This is a genomic window from Pseudomonas sp. S30_BP2TU TE3576, assembly GCF_050436025.1.
In the GTDB taxonomy this organism is placed as follows: domain Bacteria; phylum Pseudomonadota; class Gammaproteobacteria; order Pseudomonadales; family Pseudomonadaceae; genus Aquipseudomonas.
Window position 1 is genome coordinate 3,170,001 of the sequence record NZ_JBNDLK010000001.1, and the last position, 17,843, is coordinate 3,187,843.

Sequence of the window (17,843 nt, forward strand, 5' to 3'; positions counted from 1 at the left end):
GCGAGCGATGTCCAGGGACTTGCCGCAGGAGTTGCGCTTCATCATCGAAGTGATTTCGACTGCCGCAGTGCCTTCATCCTTCATTCGACCCAGACGCAGGCAGCCTTGCAGCGCCATGGTGATTTCAGTCTGCATGTCGGCCAGTTTTTTCTGGATCAACTGAGTGGCGGCCAGTGGGCGACCGAACTGTTGACGATCCAGGGTGTACTGGCGAGCGGTGTGCCAGCAGAACTCAGCAGCACCCAACGCGCCCCAGGAGATGCCGTAACGTGCCGAGTTGAGGCAAGTGAAAGGACCTTTCAGGCCACGGACATCCGGAAAAATGTTCTCTTCCGGAACGAACACGTTGTCCATCACGATTTCACCGGTGATCGATGCCCGCAGGCCAACCTTGCCGTGAATCGCCGGAGCGCTCAGACCTTTCCAGCCTTTCTCCAGAACAAAGCCGCGGATGTCGCCGGCATCGTCCTTGCCCCAGACCACGAACACATCGGCGATCGGACTGTTGGTAATCCACATCTTGCTGCCCGTGAGGCTGTAGCCGCCTTCTACTTTGCGCGCACGAGTGATCATCGACCCCGGGTCGGAACCGTGGTTAGGCTCGGTCAGGCCGAAGCAGCCGATCCACTCGCCCGAGGCCAGTTTCGGCAGGTACTTCTGCTTCTGCGCTTCAGTACCGAATTCATTGATCGGCACCATCACCAGCGAGGACTGAACGCTCATCATCGAGCGATAGCCGGAGTCGATGCGCTCGACTTCACGGGCGATCAGACCATAGCTGACATAGTTCAGGCCGCTGCCGCCGTACTGCTCGGGGATGGTTGCCCCCAACAGGCCGACTTCGCCCATTTCGCGGAAGATCGCCGGGTCGGTCTTCTCATGACGGAAAGCTTCGAGAATGCGCGGCGCAAGGCTTTGCTGAGCGAATTGCGCAGCCGTGTCGCGAATCATGCGTTCTTCTTCAGTGAGCTGTTGATCCAGCAGCAGGGGATCGATCCAGTTGAAGCTAGCTTTACCGCCCATGAGTGTGTCCTCTCGAATCGGGTCAAATAACGTGGAGTGATCCTAGGCCCGGATCAGCCCTGCGGCAAACGAGGATTTCGCATACTGTTGTGCTATTTTCTCACTCCGAAACGTCGCAAAAGAGTCTTTATGCGATGTATTAGTGAGGTTGACGTACATGCGCAGAAAGATACCCAGCACCACCGTCCTGATCAGCTTTGAGGCAGCGGCACGCCACGAGAGCTTTACCAAGGCAGCCCAGGAACTTTCGCTGACCCAAGGGGCAATTTGCCGACAGATCGCCAGCCTGGAGGAGTTCCTCAGTGTGGAACTGTTCCGACGCTCGCGGCGCGGGGTCAAGCTGACGGAAGCCGGTCTCTCCTACAGCCGTCGAGTGGCCACTCAGCTCGACGCGGTTGAGCGCGACACCCTGTCCGTGATGGGCCAACAGGGCGCCAACGTGATCGAGCTGGCCGTCGTTCCGACCTTCGGCACCCAATGGCTGCTGCCGCGACTCAAGGACTTCCAGCAAAAGCACCCGGAAGTGACGGTCAATCTGACCAACCGCACGCGGCCGTTCCTGTTCGCCGACACTGATTTTGATGCCGCCATCTACTTCGGTGACGCGGATTGGTCGGGTACAGAATCCCACAGGCTAATGGGTGAAAATCCGATGCCCGTTTGCAGCCCCAACCTGCTCGGAAAAAAGACCAGTCTGACGCCCGGTGAAATCGCCGACTTACCTCTTCTGCAACAAACCACCCGCCCCTATGCCTGGCGTCAATGGTTCGACTCCCAACACCTGAATGTCCCGAGAGACATGACAGGTCCTCGCTACGAGCTATTCTCCATGCTCGCCCAAGCGGCCATGCACGACATGGGCATTGCCCTGATCCCGCCGTTCCTGATTCAACGAGAACTGAAGGAGAAACGCCTGGTGATTGCCAACCCGCAATCATTGTCCAGTATTAAGGCTTATTACCTGATGATTCCTGAGCGAAAGGTCGAATCCGCGTCTTTAAGGGCATTTCGTGATTGGCTGGTAAATCAGGCGCACAGCTACAGCCTAGAGGGATAAAGGCTTACCGACGTTACTTGACCTCGTAGTCAGCAAAAAATAAGCCCTACAGATATAAGTATTTGTCGCATACCAGCAAACTGTATCGAGAAGTCGTACAATCGTCCCACAAGCGCCTGACCACGCGGCTTTGCGCCACTATTTCGAAGCGATGCCACATCATTCATACGGCCGATGTGTAATTTCTTGAATTTCGGCCAGAATCCTTGAAAAGCACGGTCTGCAAGGGATTGAGCCAGTTGGTTGCGACATTCGGTCACGGGGTGACTTGTAGTTAATTTTCCGTCACCCGTCATAATCCCTTGAAGGGCACAAAGTTCGCCTGCAAAATGCCGCGCCCCGCCCTGATTTGGCGGGATCGTGCTGATCGGCCGCCCCAGCCGCACCATCCGCAGTGCATGGGTTTACTCAATAAGATCACGCAGGAGATTTGACGTGCACATTGGTGTTCCTCTCGAAACCCAGACCGGTGAAACACGGGTTGCTGCAACCCCGGAAACCATCAAGAAGCTGATCAGCCAGGGTCATAAGGTCACTGTACAAAGCGGCGCCGGTATTAATGCCAGCGTTGTCGACAGTGCCTATGCAGCGGCAGGCGCAAGCATTGGCAGCGCCAATGACGCGTTTGGTGCAGAGCTGATTTTGAAGGTGGTCGCCCCCAGCGACAGCGAGCTGACGCTGATTAAAAGCGGCACCGTTGTGGTGGGGATGCTCAACCCGTTCAGCAACGAAACCATCGCCAAGCTGGCCGAATGCGGCATTACCGCCTTTGCCCTGGAGGCAGCGCCTCGCACCTCCCGCGCCCAAAGCCTGGATGTGCTGTCCTCGCAAGCCAACATCGCCGGTTATAAAGCCGTGTTGCTGGCCGCGCACTACTATCCGCGCTTTATGCCGATGTTGATGACCGCTGCGGGCACTGTGAAAGCGGCGCGCGTGCTGATTCTCGGGGCCGGTGTGGCCGGTTTGCAGGCCATCGCCACGGCGAAACGTCTGGGTGCAGTGATCGAAGCGTCTGACGTGCGCCCGGCGGTGAAAGAGCAGATCGAATCCCTCGGCGCCAAGTTCGTCGACGTGCCCTACGAGACCGATGAAGAGCGCGAATGCGCCGTCGGTGTCGGTGGCTACGCCCGGCCAATGCCGGCGAGCTGGATGCAACGTCAGGCCGTGGCCGTGCACGAGCGCGCCAAGCAGGCTGACATCGTCATCACCACCGCGCTGATTCCGGGCCGCAAGGCACCGACGTTGTTGAGCGCGGAAACCGTGGCGCAGATGAAACCCGGTTCGGTGGTCATCGACCTTGCCGCAGCCCAGGGCGGCAACTGCCCGCTGACCGTGGCCGATCAGGTGGTCGTCGAGAATGGCGTGACCATTGTCGGCCCGACCAACCTGGCAGCCGCGGTGAGTGCCGATGCCTCGGCACTGTATGCCCGCAACCTGCTGGACTTCATGAAACTGTTGTTCGATAAAGAAGGACAACTGGTGATCAACCTTGAAGACGATATCGTCGCCGCGTGCCTGATGTGCCGCGACGGCCAGATCGTGCGCAAGAACGGCTGAGGATAAAAACAATGGAAGACATGCTGATCTCTCACGGTATCTACAACCTGATCATCTTCGTGCTGGCGATTTATGTCGGCTACCACGTGGTCTGGAACGTGACACCGGCCCTGCACACCCCCCTGATGGCCGTGACCAACGCCATCTCGGCCATCGTCATCGTCGGCGCCATGCTCGCTGCCGCCCTCACCGTGACCCCGCTGGGCAAGACCATGGGCACCCTGGCCGTGGCCCTGGCCGCGGTCAACGTGTTTGGTGGCTTTCTGGTGACCCGGCGCATGCTGGAAATGTTCAAGAAAAAAGCGGCTCCAGCAAAAGCGCCGGCCGCCAAGGCCGAAGCAGTCAAGGCTGAGGTGCAGCAAGCATGAGCATGAACCTGGTTACTTCCCTGTATTTGATCGCCTCGGTCTGCTTCATCCAGGCGCTCAAGGGCCTCTCGCATCCCACCACGTCGCGCCGCGGCAACCTGTTCGGCATGCTCGGCATGGGCCTGGCGATCCTCACCACGGTCGGCCTGATCTACAAACTCGGTGCCGAGCTGGCGCATGACGGTATCGTCTACGTGATCGTCGGCCTGCTGGTCGGCGGCACCGCCGGTTCGATCATGGCCAAACGCGTTGAAATGACCAAGATGCCCGAGTTGGTCGCCTTCATGCACAGCATGATCGGCCTGGCAGCGGTGTTCATCGCCGTGGCCGCCGTGGTCGAGCCGCAGTCGCTGGGTATTGTCCAGCAACTCGGAGACGCGATTCCGGCCGGTAACCGCCTGGAACTGTTCCTCGGTGCCGCCATCGGTGCGATCACCTTCTCCGGCTCGGTCATTGCGTTCGGCAAACTGGCTGGCAAGTACAAGTTCCGCCTGTTCCAGGGCGCACCGGTACAGTTTGGCGGTCAGCACAAGCTGAACCTGCTGCTGGGCCTGGCCACACTGGCGCTGGGCGTGACCTTCATGCTCACCGGCGACTACACCGCTTTCGGCGTGATGCTGGCGCTGGCCTTCGTGCTCGGCGTGCTGATCATCATCCCGATCGGTGGCGCCGACATGCCAGTGGTGGTGTCGATGCTCAACAGTTATTCCGGCTGGGCGGCAGCGGGTATCGGCTTCTCGCTGAACAACTCGATGCTGATCATCGCCGGTTCCCTGGTGGGTTCGTCCGGTGCGATCCTCTCGTACATCATGTGCAAGGCGATGAACCGCTCCTTCTTTAATGTACTGCTCGGCGGTTTCGGCAACACCGCGGATGCCGCCGGCCCGGCGGGCTCGAAAGAAGCCCGCCCGGTGAAATCCGGCTCGGCTGACGACGCGACCTTCCTGCTGACCAACGCCGACACCGTGATCATCGTTCCGGGCTACGGCCTGGCGGTAGCCCGGGCGCAGCATGCACTGAAGGAGTTGACCGAGAAGCTGACCCATCGCGGCGTGACCGTGAAGTACGCGATCCACCCGGTTGCCGGCCGGATGCCGGGGCACATGAACGTGTTGCTGGCCGAGGCCGAAGTGCCTTACGACCAGGTGTTCGAGATGGACGACATCAACTCCGAGTTCGGTCAGGCCGACGTGGTGCTGGTGCTGGGTGCCAACGACGTGGTCAACCCGGCCGCGAAGAACGATCCGAAATCGCCGATTGCCGGCATGCCGATCCTCGAAGCGTTCAAGGCCAAGACCATCATCGTCAACAAGCGCTCGATGGCCAGCGGCTATGCCGGCCTGGACAACGAACTGTTCTACCTGGACAAAACCATGATGGTGTTCGGCGACGCGAAGAAAGTCATCGAAGACATGGTCAAAGCCGTCGACTAACCCCCTGCGGTACACAGAACGCCCCGACTCGTCGGGGCGTTTTTGTTTGTGTAAATCGTCGGACAAACTATTCTTTTATTACCGATCCGGTAACGGTGTTTTGCTTCAAAGGCCCGGAATAGACGCCTCGATTGCGACCTTGGTAGCGGGACAGAAGCCGATGCAATTCACTAGACTGCACGTCCTGCTACCTGTTGCCCGAGATAACATTCCATGTACCGTGACCGTATTCGCCTGCCTTCGTTGTTGGACAAAGTGATGAGCGCTGCCGACGCTGCCGCTCTGATTGAGGACGGCATGACCGTCGGCATGAGCGGTTTCACTCGCGCTGGCGAAGCCAAGGCTGTCCCTCAGGCGCTGGCCGAGCGCGCCAAGGTCACACCGCTGAAGATCAGCCTGATGACCGGCGCGAGCCTGGGCAACGACCTCGACAAACAGTTGACCGAAGCCGGTGTGTTGTCGCGACGCATGCCATTTCAGGTCGACAGCACCCTGCGCAAGGCGATCAACGCCGGCGAGGTCATGTTCATTGACCAGCACTTGTCGGAAACCGTGGAGCAATTGCGCAACCAGCAATTGAAACTGCCGGACATTGCCGTGATTGAAGCGGTAGCGATCACCGAGCAAGGGCATATCGTGCCAACCACCTCGGTAGGCAACTCGGCCAGCTTCGCAATTTTTGCCAAGCATGTGATCGTTGAGATCAACATGGCGCACAACCCGAACCTCGAAGGTCTGCACGACATCTATATCCCGACCTATCGCCCAACCCGCACCCCGATTCCATTGGTCAAAGTCGACGACCGCATTGGCAGCACCGCCATCCCGATTCCAGCGGAAAAAATCGTCGCCATCGTGATCACCAATCAGGCCGACTCACCCTCCACGGTGCTGGCGCCAGACGCTGAGACCCAAGCCATTGCCGACCACCTGATCGACTTCTTCAAACAGGAAGTGGCCGCCGGACGCATGACCAACAAGCTTGGCCCGCTACAAGCTGGTATTGGCACCATCGCCAACTCGGTGATGTGTGGCCTGATCGACTCGCCGTTCGAAGACCTGACGATGTATTCCGAAGTACTTCAGGACTCGACCTTCGACCTGATCGACGCTGGCAAGCTGAGTTTTGCCTCGGGCAGTTCGATCACCCTGTCGAGCCGGCGCAATGCCGACGTCTTCGGTAATCTGGAGCGCTATAAGGACAAACTGGTCCTGCGCCCGCAGGAGATTTCCAACCACCCCGAAGTCGTGCGTCGCCTTGGCATCATCGGCATCAACACGGCGCTGGAGTTCGACATCTACGGCAACGTCAACTCCACTCACGTCTGCGGCACGCGGATGATGAACGGCATCGGCGGCTCCGGCGACTTTGCGCGCAATGCGCACCTTTCTGTATTCGTGACCAAGTCGATTGCCAAGGGCGGTGCGATCTCCAGCGTGGTGCCGATGGTCAGCCACGTTGACCATACCGAACATGACGTCGACATCCTCGTGACCGAAGTCGGCCTGGCGGACTTGCGAGGCCTCGCGCCCCGGGAGCGTGCCCGGGTCATCATCGACAAGTGCGTGCATCCGGATTACCGCCAGGCGCTGAATGATTACTTCACCACCGCATGCGCCATCGGCGGGCACACCCCGCACATCCTGCGTGACGCCCTCAGCTGGCACATCAACCTGGAAGAAACCGGGCAAATGCTGAAGAAGTAATTGGTACAGATAGCAGCTGACGCAAACACAGTTTCGTCAGCTTGCGCCTGCGTCCTCGCAATATTAAAAAAACTGTACTGCTGTACCGGTCATTTCCTACCGAAAACTCTTACCTTACTGGATCAAAACATCAAAAATGCACCACGACAGTGCGTATAGGTACAGTTGCCTCAATTTAGACCAGTACACCACCTATAAACAGTTAACTGAGCTCTCACAATACAGGTGAACTGTATCTACAGAGACTAGGCAAACAAGAGGATCATGGGCACCAGTTAAACCACTACCTAATCCCGCCATAAGCGGAAGGATGACCACCATGGAACGTACACTCAGTTCCGATCTGTTCTTTGAAGACACCGCTGCAAAAACCCAGGCTTCCCTGCCTCTGCGCGTTATCGCCAACCTGATGCTGTGGCAGCGCCGCATCACCAGCCGCCATCAACTGGCTCGTCTGGATTCGCGTCTGCTGGCTGACGCCGGGATTAGCGAAGCACAACGCTACGAAGAGCTGAGCAAGCCGTTCTGGCGCTAAGTTAGCGTCGCTGGCTCTGACCTTAAGGTCCACCGCCAGCAACCCGAATTGAAAAAACAAAACCCGTCGTGGGAAACCACGACGGGTTTTGTCGTTTTGGCCGATCAAATCTGGTCTTACAGTAGGGAAACCTGAATACAAGTACAGTTTGTAAAAATCATAAACTGAACCAGTACAATATTGCCGCAGTGTGCCTGTAGCGGATATTCGCCCGGTGTCAGCATGGAGCTCTCCACCTATCTGGACAGGGACCGTGCAATGAATAACTTACAAGATGTTTCCGCTCCATCAGTTCAATCGAGACCTTGCCTGCATTGGCTTCGGGAGCTGTTGAAAGGGCTCTTTGCTGGCCTGGAAAGGGCGAGAACACGACGTTTACTGGCTCAGCTCGATGATCGTCAGCTATCGGATTTGGGTATCAGCCATACCGACCGCCACAATGAATTGGATAAACCGTTCTGGCGCTGACTTCCCGCTTGCATAGTCGGGGCTGTTCGAACTGATGCACACAGGCCTAATATCGAACCAGAACGTGGCGAACGCCGAGTGCCTAGCGTCTGACTTTGCAGACACTGCGCCATTTTTCAACTGGTTTACCCAAAGGAGTTACCTATGTCCCGTCTTCGCCTGCTCAGCGCTGCGGCCCTGATTGCCGTGGCTGCAAATGCCCAAGCCAGCAGTTTCATCGTGACCACGGATGCTGTCGTCAATGCGCTCAAAGCTACGTCCGATGCGACCTCTGACGTCACCTCTTCATTTAAAGATGACAAGGTCGTACTCGCGGCCCGTGACGACGCTGCCAGCTTTGTCGCCAGCGAAGGTTCCATCCGCGGCGTAAAACTGGAAAGCGCACTCGATCACATTCGCCACCAGGCGCCACAGTTGAGCGCAACAGACGCACAACTGGCGCAAGCGATCCTGACGATCTAAACGACAGTGCAGACATTGGGACACGCCGAACGTGTCCCAATGTTTTGGCACTGGCTCTAGAACGGGCCTTGCGCTAGCCTTGGGACTCACACTCAACTGTCGAGTCTCATGCGTTTCCCTTCAAATCTCTTGATCGCTCCAGTCTTTCTTGCCCTTGGTTGCTGCGCATCAGCCCACGCTTATGACGCCTTCAACCTGTCCACCCAAGACATTGTCGCCAGCGGTTACGCCACAAGTTTGGTGACCTCCGCCCCCTTCGACCATAAACTGCTGCTCGCTGCCCATGATGACGCCGCGGCATTCATTGCCAGTGACGGCCAACTGAGAGGCGCACGACTGGAGTCGGCCCTGCGGTATCTGCGCCGAACCCAGGCAAAACTTCATGCCAGCGACCTTGAACTGGCACAAGCAATTCTCGTCCAATAGTTATCCCTGTTTTTCTGGAGTCGTTCCATGCGTAACCCGCTGATTGCTGCCACCTTAGGCCTGCTGCTGTTGGCCGATGTGTCCCAGGCACATACTCTGGTTGCCACCAGTAACATGCTGATCCGTGCGACCCAACGCACTCTCGATTTCACCTCCGACACCACCACGTCCATTCGCGATTCGAAAATCGTGCGCGAAGCCCAGGACGATGCCGCCAGTTTCGTTGCCAGCAATGGCGACATCCGTGGCGCTCACCTGGAATCCGCTTTCGACTTACTGCGCACCCGCGTGCCTGAAGCTCGCGACGCCAGCGATCAGGCTCTCGCCGAAGCCATCCTCGCACTGTGATGCGCCCGGGTGCCTGGCTACTGGCCGTAGCTCTGTTGCTGCTTGGCAACACGGCCCACGCAGGTCTTCAACTCAAGCTCAAGACCGAAGGCCTGAGCCCCGTGCAACAGCAAGCCAGCCAGGTTCTGCTCGATGAGGCCATGCAGGCACTGCCGCCACGCTTTATCGAGCAACTCGATCGACGCATCGACGTCGGCTGGACCGATGACATGCCGAGCAACGCCTATGGCCAGGCGTCACGGGTGTCCGAGCTCGATCTGAACCGCAACCTGCTGGCTGGTCTCACCGATGGCAGCGCCGCGACCAGGAAAACCCATCGCCCCCATGGCACTGTGCGCCGGGAAATGCTGGCCACGGTGTTGCACGAACTGACTCACATCTATGATCGCTCACGCCTGTGGCCGGATGCCGAGCGCAAGCTGATTCAGCGCTGTACCCAGCGCAACAACAGCTCTGGGCTGGTTGGCATTCCCGACCAATGCCGGGGCCAGTCCGGTCGGCGCTTTACCCTCAGTGACGACCCGCGCCTGCTCGACCTCGCCGGCTGGCAGCAATACGTTGGCCGTCGCGGCGAACGCGAACAGCACAATCGCCAGATTGCCCGCAGTCCGGACATCTACGAGACCAGCAGTCCAAAGGAATTCGTCGCGGTCAACATGGAGTATTTCCTCCTCGATCCGACCTACGCCTGCCGCCGTCCCGCGCTGTATCGCTACTACGAGGAACATTTCGGCTGGGCACCCGCCGCCAAAGACACCTGCAGCAAGACCGTCGCTTTCCTCAATGCCGGCAACGACTTCGCCAAGACACCTTTGGGCCAGGTCGATCCGGAGCGGGTCTATGCCGTTGACTATCTGCTGGCCGAAGCCAACCAGAACTTGTTCAGCCGTTGGGGGCACAGCATGTTGCGCCTGGTGATCTGCGCGCCGGGTCGACCACGCGGACCGGATTGTCGACTGGACCTGGACCAGCATCTGGTGCTGTCGTACCGCGCCTTCGTTGGCGACGTACAACTGTCGAGCTGGGATGGCCTGGTTGGTAAATACCCGTCGCGGCTGTTCATCCTGCCGCTGTCCCAGGTCATCGACGAATACACCAAGACCGAATTGCGCAGCCTGGCCTCCGTCCCCCTGAACCTGTCGCGCAACGAGATCGAAGATGTAGTGGAACGTGCCGCCGAGATGCACTGGAGCTACGACGGCAACTACTTCTTCCTGTCAAACAACTGCGCGGTGGAAGAACTGAAATTACTGCGCGGCGGCACCAATAACCCGCAACTGGTTGGACTCGACAACATCATGCCCAACGGTTTGCTGGAAGTGCTGAAGGGCCGCGGACTGGCGGACACCAGTGTGCTGGACGATCCGCGAGAAGCCCTGCGTCTGGGTTATCGTTTCGATTCCTTCCGCGATCGCTATCAGGCCATGTTTGAAGTACTGAAAAAGCACTTGCCGATCAAACAGGAAACCGTCGAAGACTGGCTCGACTTGAAAGCCGAGGAGCGTCGGCAATGGTTCGCGCAGGCTGACTTGCGCACCAGCGCCGCGTTGCTTCTGCTGGAGCAGGCGAGTTTCCGTAGGCAATTGTTGTTGGCCCAGGATGAAGTGAAGCAGCGTTATCTGGGCGCCCGGGAACTGAAGAATGGCGGGATGGACAAGGCCAACGCGACACTCAAGGACATTCTTGCCAACAGTGGTTTCCTCAGCCGTCCGGCGGAACTGCTGGGCACCAGCGGTTATGGCTTGCCGCAACCGAGCGAGTGGGAGCATCTGAAATCGGAAAGCAGCCAGCGCCAGAAGCAGCTCCTGGCGCTGTCCGGGGACCTGGACAAGGAAGTGAGAGCGTTGCTTGAACCGGGTCGTGCCGCCGAAATGGCCGCCAATGAAACCAACGTGAAGCAGATTGGTGAGCACCTGCGCAAACTGCACAAGGCATCAGGCGGAATAGAGTTGCCTTGATACCGCAACCTGTGGGAGCGAGCTTGCTCGCGATGAGGGCTGCACATCCAGCATCGATGTCGGCTGAAACACCGCATCGCGAGCAAGCTCGCTCCCACAAGGGTTTCAGGGTTCAGCACAGTCCCGTATAGCCGCCATGGTTATCGCCACCGAGGCTGGCAATCAGGCGTTTTGACATTTTCATCAGGTCTTTCCTCACAACACACGCAGCAAAAAGGGCTTCAGAACGTAGTCCTGAAGCCCTCGGTCTTGCTGTTTAGTCTGTGCCCTGAGGCTCTAATTCCTCTGTATCGGCACTTTACCTTCAGTTGACGCGGGCTTTACGCACGCCGTCCGCCAGCGCCGAGCACAAGCTCAATACGCCGTCGACGGCCTGATCCGCGGTTGCCGCATTGGCGATCTGGTCGATCAACGCCGAGCCCACCACCACGCCGTCAGCCAGACGCGCGATGGACGCCGCCTGTTCCGGAGTCCGGATACCGAAACCGATGCTGATCGGCAGGTCGGTATGGCGGCGCAGACGGGCGACCGCTTCTTCGACGTGTTCCAGCGTGGCGGCACCGGCGCCGGTCACACCGGCCACCGACACGTAGTAGACGAATCCGGAGCTGCCGTTGAGAACGGTCGGCAGGCGTACATCGTCGGTGGTCGGCGTGGTCAGGCGAATGAAGTCCAGGCCCGCGGCCTGCGCCGGGTCGCACAGCTCGCCGTTATGCTCCGGCGGCAGGTCGACCACGATCAGGCCATCAACGCCGGCCTCTTTGGCTTCGGCAATGAAGCGCGGTACACCGTACATGTGGATCGGGTTGAAGTACCCCATCAGCACCAGCGGCGTTTCGTTGTTGTCCTTACGGAACTCGCGAACCATTTGCAGGGTTTTCGCCAGATTCTGTTTGGCACCCAACGCACGGATGTTGGCGAGCTGGATGGCCGGGCCGTCAGCCATCGGGTCGGTGAAGGGCATGCCCAGCTCGATCACGTCGGCGCCAGCCGCCGGCAAGCCCTTGAGGATTGCCAGGGACGTGTCATAGCCCGGATCGCCCGCAGTCACGAAGGTCACCAGGGCGGCGCGGTTCTGTTCCTTGAGTTCGGCAAAACGCGTTTGCAGGCGGCTCATCAGTGTTTCTCCTGCTTGGATGGCTCGTGTTGAGAGTGTTCCATGTGGTGCATCACGGTTTGCATGTCTTTGTCGCCACGGCCGGACAGGTTGACCACCATCAGGTGATCCTTTGGCAGGCTCGGTGCACGCTTGAACACTTCGGCCAGGGCATGGGCGCTTTCCAGGGCCGGGATGATCCCTTCCAGACGGCAGCACTGGTGGAATGCGGCGAGGGCTTCGTCGTCAGTCACCGAGGTGTACTGGACACGGCCAATGTCGTGCAACCAGGCGTGTTCCGGGCCAATGCCCGGGTAATCGAGGCCGGCAGAGATCGAGTGGGCGTCGATAATCTGGCCATCGTCGTCCTGCAGCAGGAAGGTGCGGTTGCCGTGCAGGACGCCAGGCACACCACCATTCAGGCTGGCTGCGTGCTTGCCGGTCTCGATGCCGTAACCGGCGGCTTCAACGCCGATGATCTCGACGCTCTTGTCGTCGAGGAACGGGTGGAACAGGCCCATGGCGTTGGAACCACCGCCAATGCACGCCACCAGGCTGTCCGGCAGGCGACCTTCCTGGGCTTGCAGTTGCTCGCGGGTTTCCTTGCCGATCACGGCCTGGAAGTCGCGGACCATCGCCGGGTAAGGGTGCGGACCGGCCACGGTGCCGATCAGGTAGAACGTGCTGTCGACGTTGGTTACCCAGTCACGCAGGGCTTCGTTCATCGCGTCTTTCAGCGTGCCGGTGCCGGCCACTACCGGGATCACTTCGGCGCCCAGCAGCTTCATGCGGAACACGTTGGCCTGCTGACGCTCAATGTCAGTGGTGCCCATGTAAATCACGCAATCGAGACCGAAACGCGCAGCGACGGTGGCCGTGGCCACACCGTGCATGCCGGCACCGGTCTCGGCGATGATGCGCTTCTTGCCCATGCGCCGCGCCAGCAGGATCTGGCCGATGCAGTTGTTGATTTTGTGCGCGCCGGTGTGGTTCAGCTCTTCGCGCTTGAGGTAGATCTTCGCACCGCCACAGAACTCGGTCAGACGCTCGGCGAAATACAGTGGGCTTGGACGTCCGACGTAGTCGCGCTGGAAGTAGGCCAGTTCTTCCTTGAATGCAGGATCTTCCTTGGCCAACTCATATTCACGGGCCAGGTCGAGGATCAACGGCATCAGGGTTTCGGCAACGTAGCGACCACCGAACGCGCCAAACAGGCCGTTGGCATCAGGGCCGTTGCGCAGATTAGTCTGGGTCATTTGGCGCTCCAGTTGAATGCGTAAAGAGACAGTGGGCTTCACTCTACCCCTGACGTCCCGGCCTGAAAACCGATAAGATCGCCGCAACCTGTCAGGAAAACTCACATATCCCATGAGCCATGACCTTCCTCCGCTGAACGCACTTCGCGCCTTCGAAGCCACCGCCCGCTTGAACAGCGTCAGCCAGGCGGCCGAACAGCTGCACGTGACCCATGGGGCCGTCAGCCGGCAATTGAAGGTCCTGGAAGAGCACTTGGGCGTGAGCCTGTTCATCAAGGACGGTCGCGGCCTGAAACTCACAGATGCCGGGTTGCGTCTGCGCGACGCCAGCAGCGAAGCCTTCGAACGTCTGCGCAGCGTTTGCGCCGAACTCACACAAAGCACAGCCGATGCCCCCTTCGTGCTCGGTTGCTCGGGAAGCCTGCTGGCGCGCTGGATTATCCCGCGCCTGGGGAGGCTCAATGCCGACCTGCCCGATTTGCGCCTGCACCTGTCGGCCGGAGAAGGCGATCTCGATCCGCGAAGACCGGGGCTGGATGCCTTGTTGTTATTTGCCGAGCCACCCTGGCCGGCGGACATGCAGGTTTTTGAACTGGCCAGCGAACGTATCGGCCCGGTCATGAGCCCTCGGTTCGTCGGCTATGAACGGCTCAGGGAAGCACCGGAAACTGCACTGCTGAACGAACCTTTGCTGCACACCACATCACGCCCGCAAGCCTGGCCGAGCTGGGCGCAACCACGCGGCCTCGACGCCAGGGCGTTGAGGTACGGCCAGGGATTTGAACATTTGTATTACTTGCTGGAGGCCGCCGTCGCGGGTCTGGGCGTGGCAATCGCCCCCGAGCCCCTGGTGGCGGAAGACTTGAAGGCCGGCCGCCTGGTTGCGCCATGGGGCTTCAGTGAAACCCCGGCACAACTGGCGTTGTGGCTACCCAAGCGCGCCGCGGACGGGCGCGCCCGGCAACTGGCGCAGTGGCTCAGGAACGAGCTGCGTCGAGCGGATTAATCACGCTTGCACAACAGATAAGCGGCCAGCAGGCCCAATGCGCCCACGGCGACACCGGCTGTTGTCCAGGGGTGTTCCTGTGCATAGTCCCGGGTGGCGATCCCGGTTTCGCGAGTTTTGACCTTGACCTCTTCATAGGCATCGGCAATCAGATGACGCGAGTGCTTCAAGGCATTCTCGGCGTTGCTTTTCAGGGTCTTGAGGGTTTTACGCGACTCGTCCGAGGCGTCGTCCTTCAGGCTTTCCAAAGACTTGAGCAGACTCTCGATCTCGGCTTCCATGCTTTGCAATGAGGCTTTGCGTAACGAGGTGTTGACCATGGTGACTCTCCTGCATTGGTGATGAGTGGCGTGTGTTGGTTGGGACTTCAGGGGTTCGAGAAAGTGCAGAAAATCTGAACTTCACCCACAGAACGGCCAACAGAAGAAATAGGAAAAATCACTGCTAGGCTGTAATTCACACGCCAAGGAGAACGCCATGTCTGACCATCACACCTACAAGAAAGTCGAGCTGGTCGGCTCGTCCACCAGCAGTATCGAAGATGCGATTAACAATGCGCTGGCCGAAGCCAGCAAAAGTATCAAGTACATGGAATGGTTTGAAGTAACCGAGACCCGTGGGCATATCAAGGACGGCAAGGCGGCGCACTTTCAGGTGACCCTGAAAGTCGGGTTCCGGATTGCCAGCAGCTGACTTTGCGCTAGTCTTCTGAACTTGCGCGCCGGCCGAATGCCATAGGGAATGGCAAAGCGCTACATGAGTGCGTCCGGCTGACGGCTGGTTACCCCTATGATCCGACCAGGGAATGCGACCGATGAAGAAGTTTATGTTGGCGGTAGGTTTGTTGAGCCTTGTGGGGACCGCATTGGCGGGTGGCAAGCCATGCGAAGAACTGAAAGCCGAAATCGCAGCGAAACTTGATGCCAAGGGCGTTTCCGGTTACTCGCTGGAAATTGTCGATAAAGGTGCCGCTGCCGGCGGAAAAGTTGTTGGTAAATGCGAGGCGGGCGCCAAAGTGATCGTCTATAAAAAATAGGCCGATTCCCGCCTGAATGAAAAAGCCGACGCGATGGCGTCGGCTTTTTTATGGGCATTGATCAATCGGCGTGCCCATTTTTTCTGCGGCCCTCCCCAAGGTCCCGGGAGGTTTGCGTGATTACGGATTAACGCTGTCTTTCAACGATTTACCTGGCTTGAACGCAACGGTGTTGCTGGCCTTGATTTTGACGGGCTCACCGGTTTGCGGGTTTTTGCCGGTGCGGGCACCGCGATGGCGTTGCAGGAAGGTACCAAAGCCTACCAGCGTCACGCTGTCTTTGCGGTGCAGGGCGCCGGTGATTTCTTCGAGAACGGCATTGAGGACGCGGTTGGCCTGCTCTTTGGTGAGGTCTGCTTTCTCAGCAATAGCTGCGGCGAGTTCTGGTTTACGCATATTAATGAAGCCCCTTTGACGGTTTGTTGTTGTTATGTCCGTGCTGCTCTCTGCGGAGCAGCGCCAAAAGCGCCGCAGATGCTCTACTCTGCGGCAGACGGGAGTGAGGATGGCACGCAGTGAGGCCCCGCGCCAGTATCGGCGCGGCCATTGTTAGGGCAAAAGGGGGGTGAATCCGACAGAACGACCGGTATTTATGCCAACAGAGCCGGAAGCTCTTTGTTCAGGGCCAGTTTTTCCATCACGGCCGCGCCAGTCAGGGCATAACCGAGCAGTTTGCCAGTGGCGTCACGGCATAAAACCTTGATGTCGGCGCCCTGCCCTTCGACCGTCCAAATGCCCTCTGCGCCCCGTGGCGGCGGGGACACCACCAATGGGCAGACCGGGGTTTTGACGGTGATCGGCATCGGGCCATAGGTAACGGCGGTCGGTTTGCCGGCAAGGGTTTGGGCCAGCGCTCGCGCACAGCTCATCAGGGGCATGACGTATAGCAGATTCAAGCCATCGACCTCGGCACAGTCGCCCAGGGCGTAGATGTTGGCGTGGGAGGTTTTCAGGTGCCGGTCGACCATGACGCCACGGTTGACCTGCAACCCGGCCGCTGCCGCGAGGTCGACGCGTGGGCGCAGGCCAATGGCCGATACCACCACGTCGCACGGGATTACCTGGCCATCGGACAGATGCGCTTCCAGACCATCGGCCACGCGTTGCAGGCGGTTGAGCACCGGCCCGAGGTGGAAGCGCGCGCCGAGGCTTTCAAGGCCAGCCTGCACGGCAGCCGCGGCCGCCGGGTGCAACAGGGTCGGCATGACTTGTTCGCACGGCGCAACCAGTTGCACTTCGAAGCCACCCAGGGTCAGGTCGTTGGCGAACTCGCAGCCGATCAGGCCGGCGCCGAGCAGCAGCACGCGGCGCTTGCCGGCCGCCGCCGCACGGAAGCGTGCGTAGTCTTCCAGATCGTTGATGGGGAATACGCAATCCGCCGCGTCGCCTTCAATGGGCACGCGCACGGTTTCGGCGCCCCAGGCCAGGATCAGGTCGCGGTAGATCACCGCCTCTTCACCAATCCACAGGCGCTTGTGGCCCGGGTCGATGCCGCTGATGCGCGTGTGGGTGCGTATTTCGGCCTTGAGTTGTTCGGCCATGGCGCCGGGTTCGGCCATGCTCAGGCCGTCGGCATCCTTGTTTTTACCGAATCCCGTGGAGAGCATCGGCTTGGAGTAGGAGCGCCCGTCATCGGCGGTAATCAGCAGCAACGGGGTTTCGCTGTCGAGTTTGCGAAACTCGCGGGCGACGTTATAGCCAGCAAGCCCGGTACCAACGATGACGACAGGTGCGTTCATTCCTTACTCCTCAGTTGTTCAGGCAGCGATTTCGATCATTTCAAAATCCATCTTGCCCACACCGCAGTCCGGGCACAGCCAGTCTTCCGGCACGTCTTCCCAACGGGTGCCCGGCGCAATGCCGTCGTCAGGCCAGCCGTCGGCTTCGTTGTAGATCAGGCCGCACACGATACATTGCCACTTTTTCATTCAGGTACTTCCTCAGGATTCAGGCGTTTTGCCGACGCGGACGGTCGATGTTTGAAGCGCTGCCGTCCGGCTCAGGGCGTTTTGTACTGATGGGGCCGGGTAGATGCAAGCCTGTTCGGCGCAACGGCAGGCCATTTCACTCAATATCGGTAGCTGACATGTTAAGCTCGCCGCCTCAT

At 59.2% G+C, this 17,843-nt stretch carries 21 protein-coding genes (1 of these 21 only partly in view); 14 read left to right on the forward strand and 7 right to left on the reverse strand.

Features of this window, described 5'->3' with window-relative positions; all coding sequences use genetic code 11:
- Positions 1-1,023 carry the 5' portion of an acyl-CoA dehydrogenase gene (locus ABIA48_RS14280; protein ID WP_007992884.1) on the reverse strand. Its footprint begins 159 nt before the window's first position, so only the first 1,023 of its 1,182 coding nucleotides appear in the window; it begins with the start codon at positions 1,021-1,023; the stop codon falls past the left edge of the window.
- A 157-nt stretch (positions 1,024-1,180) separates the two neighbouring features.
- On the opposite strand from ABIA48_RS14280, the gene ABIA48_RS14285 reads away from it, so the two are divergent.
- The 11 genes from ABIA48_RS14285 (at position 1,181) to ABIA48_RS14335 (ending at position 11,342) form a co-directional block, all read left to right on the forward strand.
- Entirely contained in the window at positions 1,181-2,080 is a 900-nt protein-coding gene (locus tag ABIA48_RS14285) for a LysR family transcriptional regulator (protein ID WP_429489444.1), read from the forward strand.
- Positions 2,081-2,515: 435 nt separating this feature from the next.
- Positions 2,516-3,637 carry a Re/Si-specific NAD(P)(+) transhydrogenase subunit alpha gene (locus tag ABIA48_RS14290; RefSeq protein WP_429489446.1) on the forward strand — a complete coding sequence of 374 codons (1,122 nt, stop codon included), beginning with the start codon at positions 2,516-2,518 and terminating at the stop codon, positions 3,635-3,637.
- Between the two features lie 11 nt (positions 3,638-3,648).
- Positions 3,649-4,005, forward strand: coding sequence for an NAD(P) transhydrogenase subunit alpha (locus ABIA48_RS14295; protein ID WP_007992881.1), 357 nt, complete (start codon positions 3,649-3,651; stop codon positions 4,003-4,005).
- Positions 4,002-5,438 (forward strand): NAD(P)(+) transhydrogenase (Re/Si-specific) subunit beta, encoded by a 1,437-nt coding sequence (locus tag ABIA48_RS14300; protein WP_007992880.1) that lies wholly within the window; start codon positions 4,002-4,004, stop codon positions 5,436-5,438. Before ABIA48_RS14295 ends, ABIA48_RS14300 begins: the two co-directional genes overlap by 4 nt.
- 213 nt (positions 5,439-5,651) lie before the next feature.
- Positions 5,652-7,145: an acetyl-CoA hydrolase/transferase family protein gene (locus tag ABIA48_RS14305; RefSeq protein WP_429489449.1), complete on the forward strand. Its 1,494-nt coding sequence runs from the start codon at positions 5,652-5,654 to the stop codon at positions 7,143-7,145.
- A gap of 319 nt (positions 7,146-7,464) precedes the next feature.
- Positions 7,465-7,680, forward strand: coding sequence for a DUF1127 domain-containing protein (locus ABIA48_RS14310; protein ID WP_007969750.1), 216 nt, complete (start codon positions 7,465-7,467; stop codon positions 7,678-7,680).
- Positions 7,681-7,938: 258 nt separating this feature from the next.
- A complete protein-coding gene (locus ABIA48_RS14315; protein WP_429489451.1) occupies positions 7,939-8,148 on the forward strand; it encodes a DUF1127 domain-containing protein in 210 nt (69 codons plus the stop codon).
- A 144-nt stretch (positions 8,149-8,292) separates the two neighbouring features.
- Positions 8,293-8,610, forward strand: a complete 318-nt coding sequence (locus tag ABIA48_RS14320) for a DUF2388 domain-containing protein (RefSeq protein WP_429489453.1) — start codon at positions 8,293-8,295, stop codon at positions 8,608-8,610.
- Between the two features lie 108 nt (positions 8,611-8,718).
- On the forward strand, positions 8,719-9,036 hold the full coding sequence (locus ABIA48_RS14325) for a DUF2388 domain-containing protein (protein ID WP_429489455.1): 318 nt from the start codon (positions 8,719-8,721) through the stop codon (positions 9,034-9,036).
- A 27-nt stretch (positions 9,037-9,063) separates the two neighbouring features.
- On the forward strand, positions 9,064-9,384 hold the full coding sequence (locus ABIA48_RS14330) for a DUF2388 domain-containing protein (protein ID WP_007992876.1): 321 nt from the start codon (positions 9,064-9,066) through the stop codon (positions 9,382-9,384).
- Positions 9,384-11,342: a DUF4105 domain-containing protein gene (locus ABIA48_RS14335; protein WP_429489458.1), complete on the forward strand. Its 1,959-nt coding sequence runs from the start codon at positions 9,384-9,386 to the stop codon at positions 11,340-11,342. The genes ABIA48_RS14330 and ABIA48_RS14335 overlap by 1 nt, the downstream gene beginning before the upstream one ends.
- 304 nt (positions 11,343-11,646) lie before the next feature.
- On the opposite strand, the gene trpA is transcribed toward ABIA48_RS14335, so the two are convergent.
- Positions 11,647-12,459: a tryptophan synthase subunit alpha gene (gene trpA / locus ABIA48_RS14340; RefSeq protein WP_429489460.1), complete on the reverse strand. Its 813-nt coding sequence runs from the start codon at positions 12,457-12,459 to the stop codon at positions 11,647-11,649.
- On the reverse strand, positions 12,459-13,694 hold the full coding sequence (trpB, locus tag ABIA48_RS14345) for a tryptophan synthase subunit beta (protein WP_108231771.1): 1,236 nt from the start codon (positions 13,692-13,694) through the stop codon (positions 12,459-12,461). Before trpB ends, trpA begins: the two co-directional genes overlap by 1 nt.
- Positions 13,695-13,806: 112 nt before the next feature.
- Here trpB and ABIA48_RS14350 point away from each other — a divergent pair, with 112 nt between their 5' ends.
- Positions 13,807-14,700, forward strand: coding sequence for a LysR family transcriptional regulator (locus tag ABIA48_RS14350; RefSeq protein WP_429489462.1), 894 nt, complete (start codon positions 13,807-13,809; stop codon positions 14,698-14,700).
- On the opposite strand, the gene ABIA48_RS14355 is transcribed toward ABIA48_RS14350, so the two are convergent.
- Complete coding sequence (locus tag ABIA48_RS14355; RefSeq protein ID WP_429489464.1) at positions 14,697-15,020, reverse strand: DUF883 family protein; 324 nt, start codon at positions 15,018-15,020, stop codon at positions 14,697-14,699. The genes ABIA48_RS14350 and ABIA48_RS14355 overlap by 4 nt on opposite strands.
- 157 nt (positions 15,021-15,177) lie before the next feature.
- On the opposite strand from ABIA48_RS14355, the gene ABIA48_RS14360 reads away from it, so the two are divergent.
- Both ABIA48_RS14360 and ABIA48_RS14365 read left to right on the forward strand, forming a co-directional pair.
- Positions 15,178-15,393 carry a dodecin gene (locus tag ABIA48_RS14360; RefSeq protein WP_007992867.1) on the forward strand — a complete coding sequence of 72 codons (216 nt, stop codon included), beginning with the start codon at positions 15,178-15,180 and terminating at the stop codon, positions 15,391-15,393.
- Positions 15,394-15,514: 121 nt separating this feature from the next.
- Positions 15,515-15,736 carry a DUF1161 domain-containing protein gene (locus ABIA48_RS14365; RefSeq protein ID WP_204934776.1) on the forward strand — a complete coding sequence of 74 codons (222 nt, stop codon included), beginning with the start codon at positions 15,515-15,517 and terminating at the stop codon, positions 15,734-15,736.
- Positions 15,737-15,856: 120 nt separating this feature from the next.
- Here the strand turns inward: ABIA48_RS14365 and ABIA48_RS14370 are convergent, their stop codons facing one another.
- From ABIA48_RS14370 to ABIA48_RS14380, 3 genes are all read right to left on the reverse strand, one after another.
- Positions 15,857-16,132, reverse strand: a complete 276-nt coding sequence (locus tag ABIA48_RS14370; RefSeq protein WP_003213368.1) for an HU family DNA-binding protein — start codon at positions 16,130-16,132, stop codon at positions 15,857-15,859.
- 194 nt (positions 16,133-16,326) lie between these two features.
- Positions 16,327-17,475, reverse strand: coding sequence for an NAD(P)/FAD-dependent oxidoreductase (locus tag ABIA48_RS14375; protein ID WP_310055096.1), 1,149 nt, complete (start codon positions 17,473-17,475; stop codon positions 16,327-16,329).
- 18 nt (positions 17,476-17,493) lie between these two features.
- Entirely contained in the window at positions 17,494-17,664 is a 171-nt protein-coding gene (locus ABIA48_RS14380) for a rubredoxin (protein ID WP_007975200.1), read from the reverse strand.
- Positions 17,665-17,843 lie beyond the last annotated feature (179 nt).

Bases quoted from the DNA above. Each gene is read 5' to 3' on its own strand.
- ABIA48_RS14335 (WP_429489458.1), top strand. From the start codon at position 9,384: ATGCGCCCGGGTGCCTGGCTACTGGCCGTAGCTCTGTTGCTGCTTGGC.
- ABIA48_RS14305 (WP_429489449.1), top strand. From the start codon at position 5,652: ATGTACCGTGACCGTATTCGCCTGCCTTCGTTGTTGGACAAAGTGATG.
- trpB (WP_108231771.1), bottom strand. From the start codon at position 13,694: ATGACCCAGACTAATCTGCGCAACGGCCCTGATGCCAACGGCCTGTTT.
- ABIA48_RS14285 (WP_429489444.1), top strand. From the start codon at position 1,181: ATGCGCAGAAAGATACCCAGCACCACCGTCCTGATCAGCTTTGAGGCA.
- ABIA48_RS14300 (WP_007992880.1), top strand. From the start codon at position 4,002: ATGAGCATGAACCTGGTTACTTCCCTGTATTTGATCGCCTCGGTCTGC.
- ABIA48_RS14320 (WP_429489453.1), top strand. From the start codon at position 8,293: ATGTCCCGTCTTCGCCTGCTCAGCGCTGCGGCCCTGATTGCCGTGGCT.
- ABIA48_RS14375 (WP_310055096.1), bottom strand. From the start codon at position 17,475: ATGAACGCACCTGTCGTCATCGTTGGTACCGGGCTTGCTGGCTATAAC.
- ABIA48_RS14325 (WP_429489455.1), top strand. From the start codon at position 8,719: ATGCGTTTCCCTTCAAATCTCTTGATCGCTCCAGTCTTTCTTGCCCTT.
- ABIA48_RS14315 (WP_429489451.1), top strand. From the start codon at position 7,939: ATGAATAACTTACAAGATGTTTCCGCTCCATCAGTTCAATCGAGACCT.
- ABIA48_RS14370 (WP_003213368.1), bottom strand. From the start codon at position 16,132: ATGCGTAAACCAGAACTCGCCGCAGCTATTGCTGAGAAAGCAGACCTC.
- trpA (WP_429489460.1), bottom strand. From the start codon at position 12,459: ATGAGCCGCCTGCAAACGCGTTTTGCCGAACTCAAGGAACAGAACCGC.
- ABIA48_RS14350 (WP_429489462.1), top strand. From the start codon at position 13,807: ATGAGCCATGACCTTCCTCCGCTGAACGCACTTCGCGCCTTCGAAGCC.
- ABIA48_RS14330 (WP_007992876.1), top strand. From the start codon at position 9,064: ATGCGTAACCCGCTGATTGCTGCCACCTTAGGCCTGCTGCTGTTGGCC.
- ABIA48_RS14365 (WP_204934776.1), top strand. From the start codon at position 15,515: ATGAAGAAGTTTATGTTGGCGGTAGGTTTGTTGAGCCTTGTGGGGACC.
- ABIA48_RS14310 (WP_007969750.1), top strand. From the start codon at position 7,465: ATGGAACGTACACTCAGTTCCGATCTGTTCTTTGAAGACACCGCTGCA.
- ABIA48_RS14360 (WP_007992867.1), top strand. From the start codon at position 15,178: ATGTCTGACCATCACACCTACAAGAAAGTCGAGCTGGTCGGCTCGTCC.
- ABIA48_RS14355 (WP_429489464.1), bottom strand. From the start codon at position 15,020: ATGGTCAACACCTCGTTACGCAAAGCCTCATTGCAAAGCATGGAAGCC.
- ABIA48_RS14380 (WP_007975200.1), bottom strand. From the start codon at position 17,664: ATGAAAAAGTGGCAATGTATCGTGTGCGGCCTGATCTACAACGAAGCC.
- ABIA48_RS14295 (WP_007992881.1), top strand. From the start codon at position 3,649: ATGGAAGACATGCTGATCTCTCACGGTATCTACAACCTGATCATCTTC.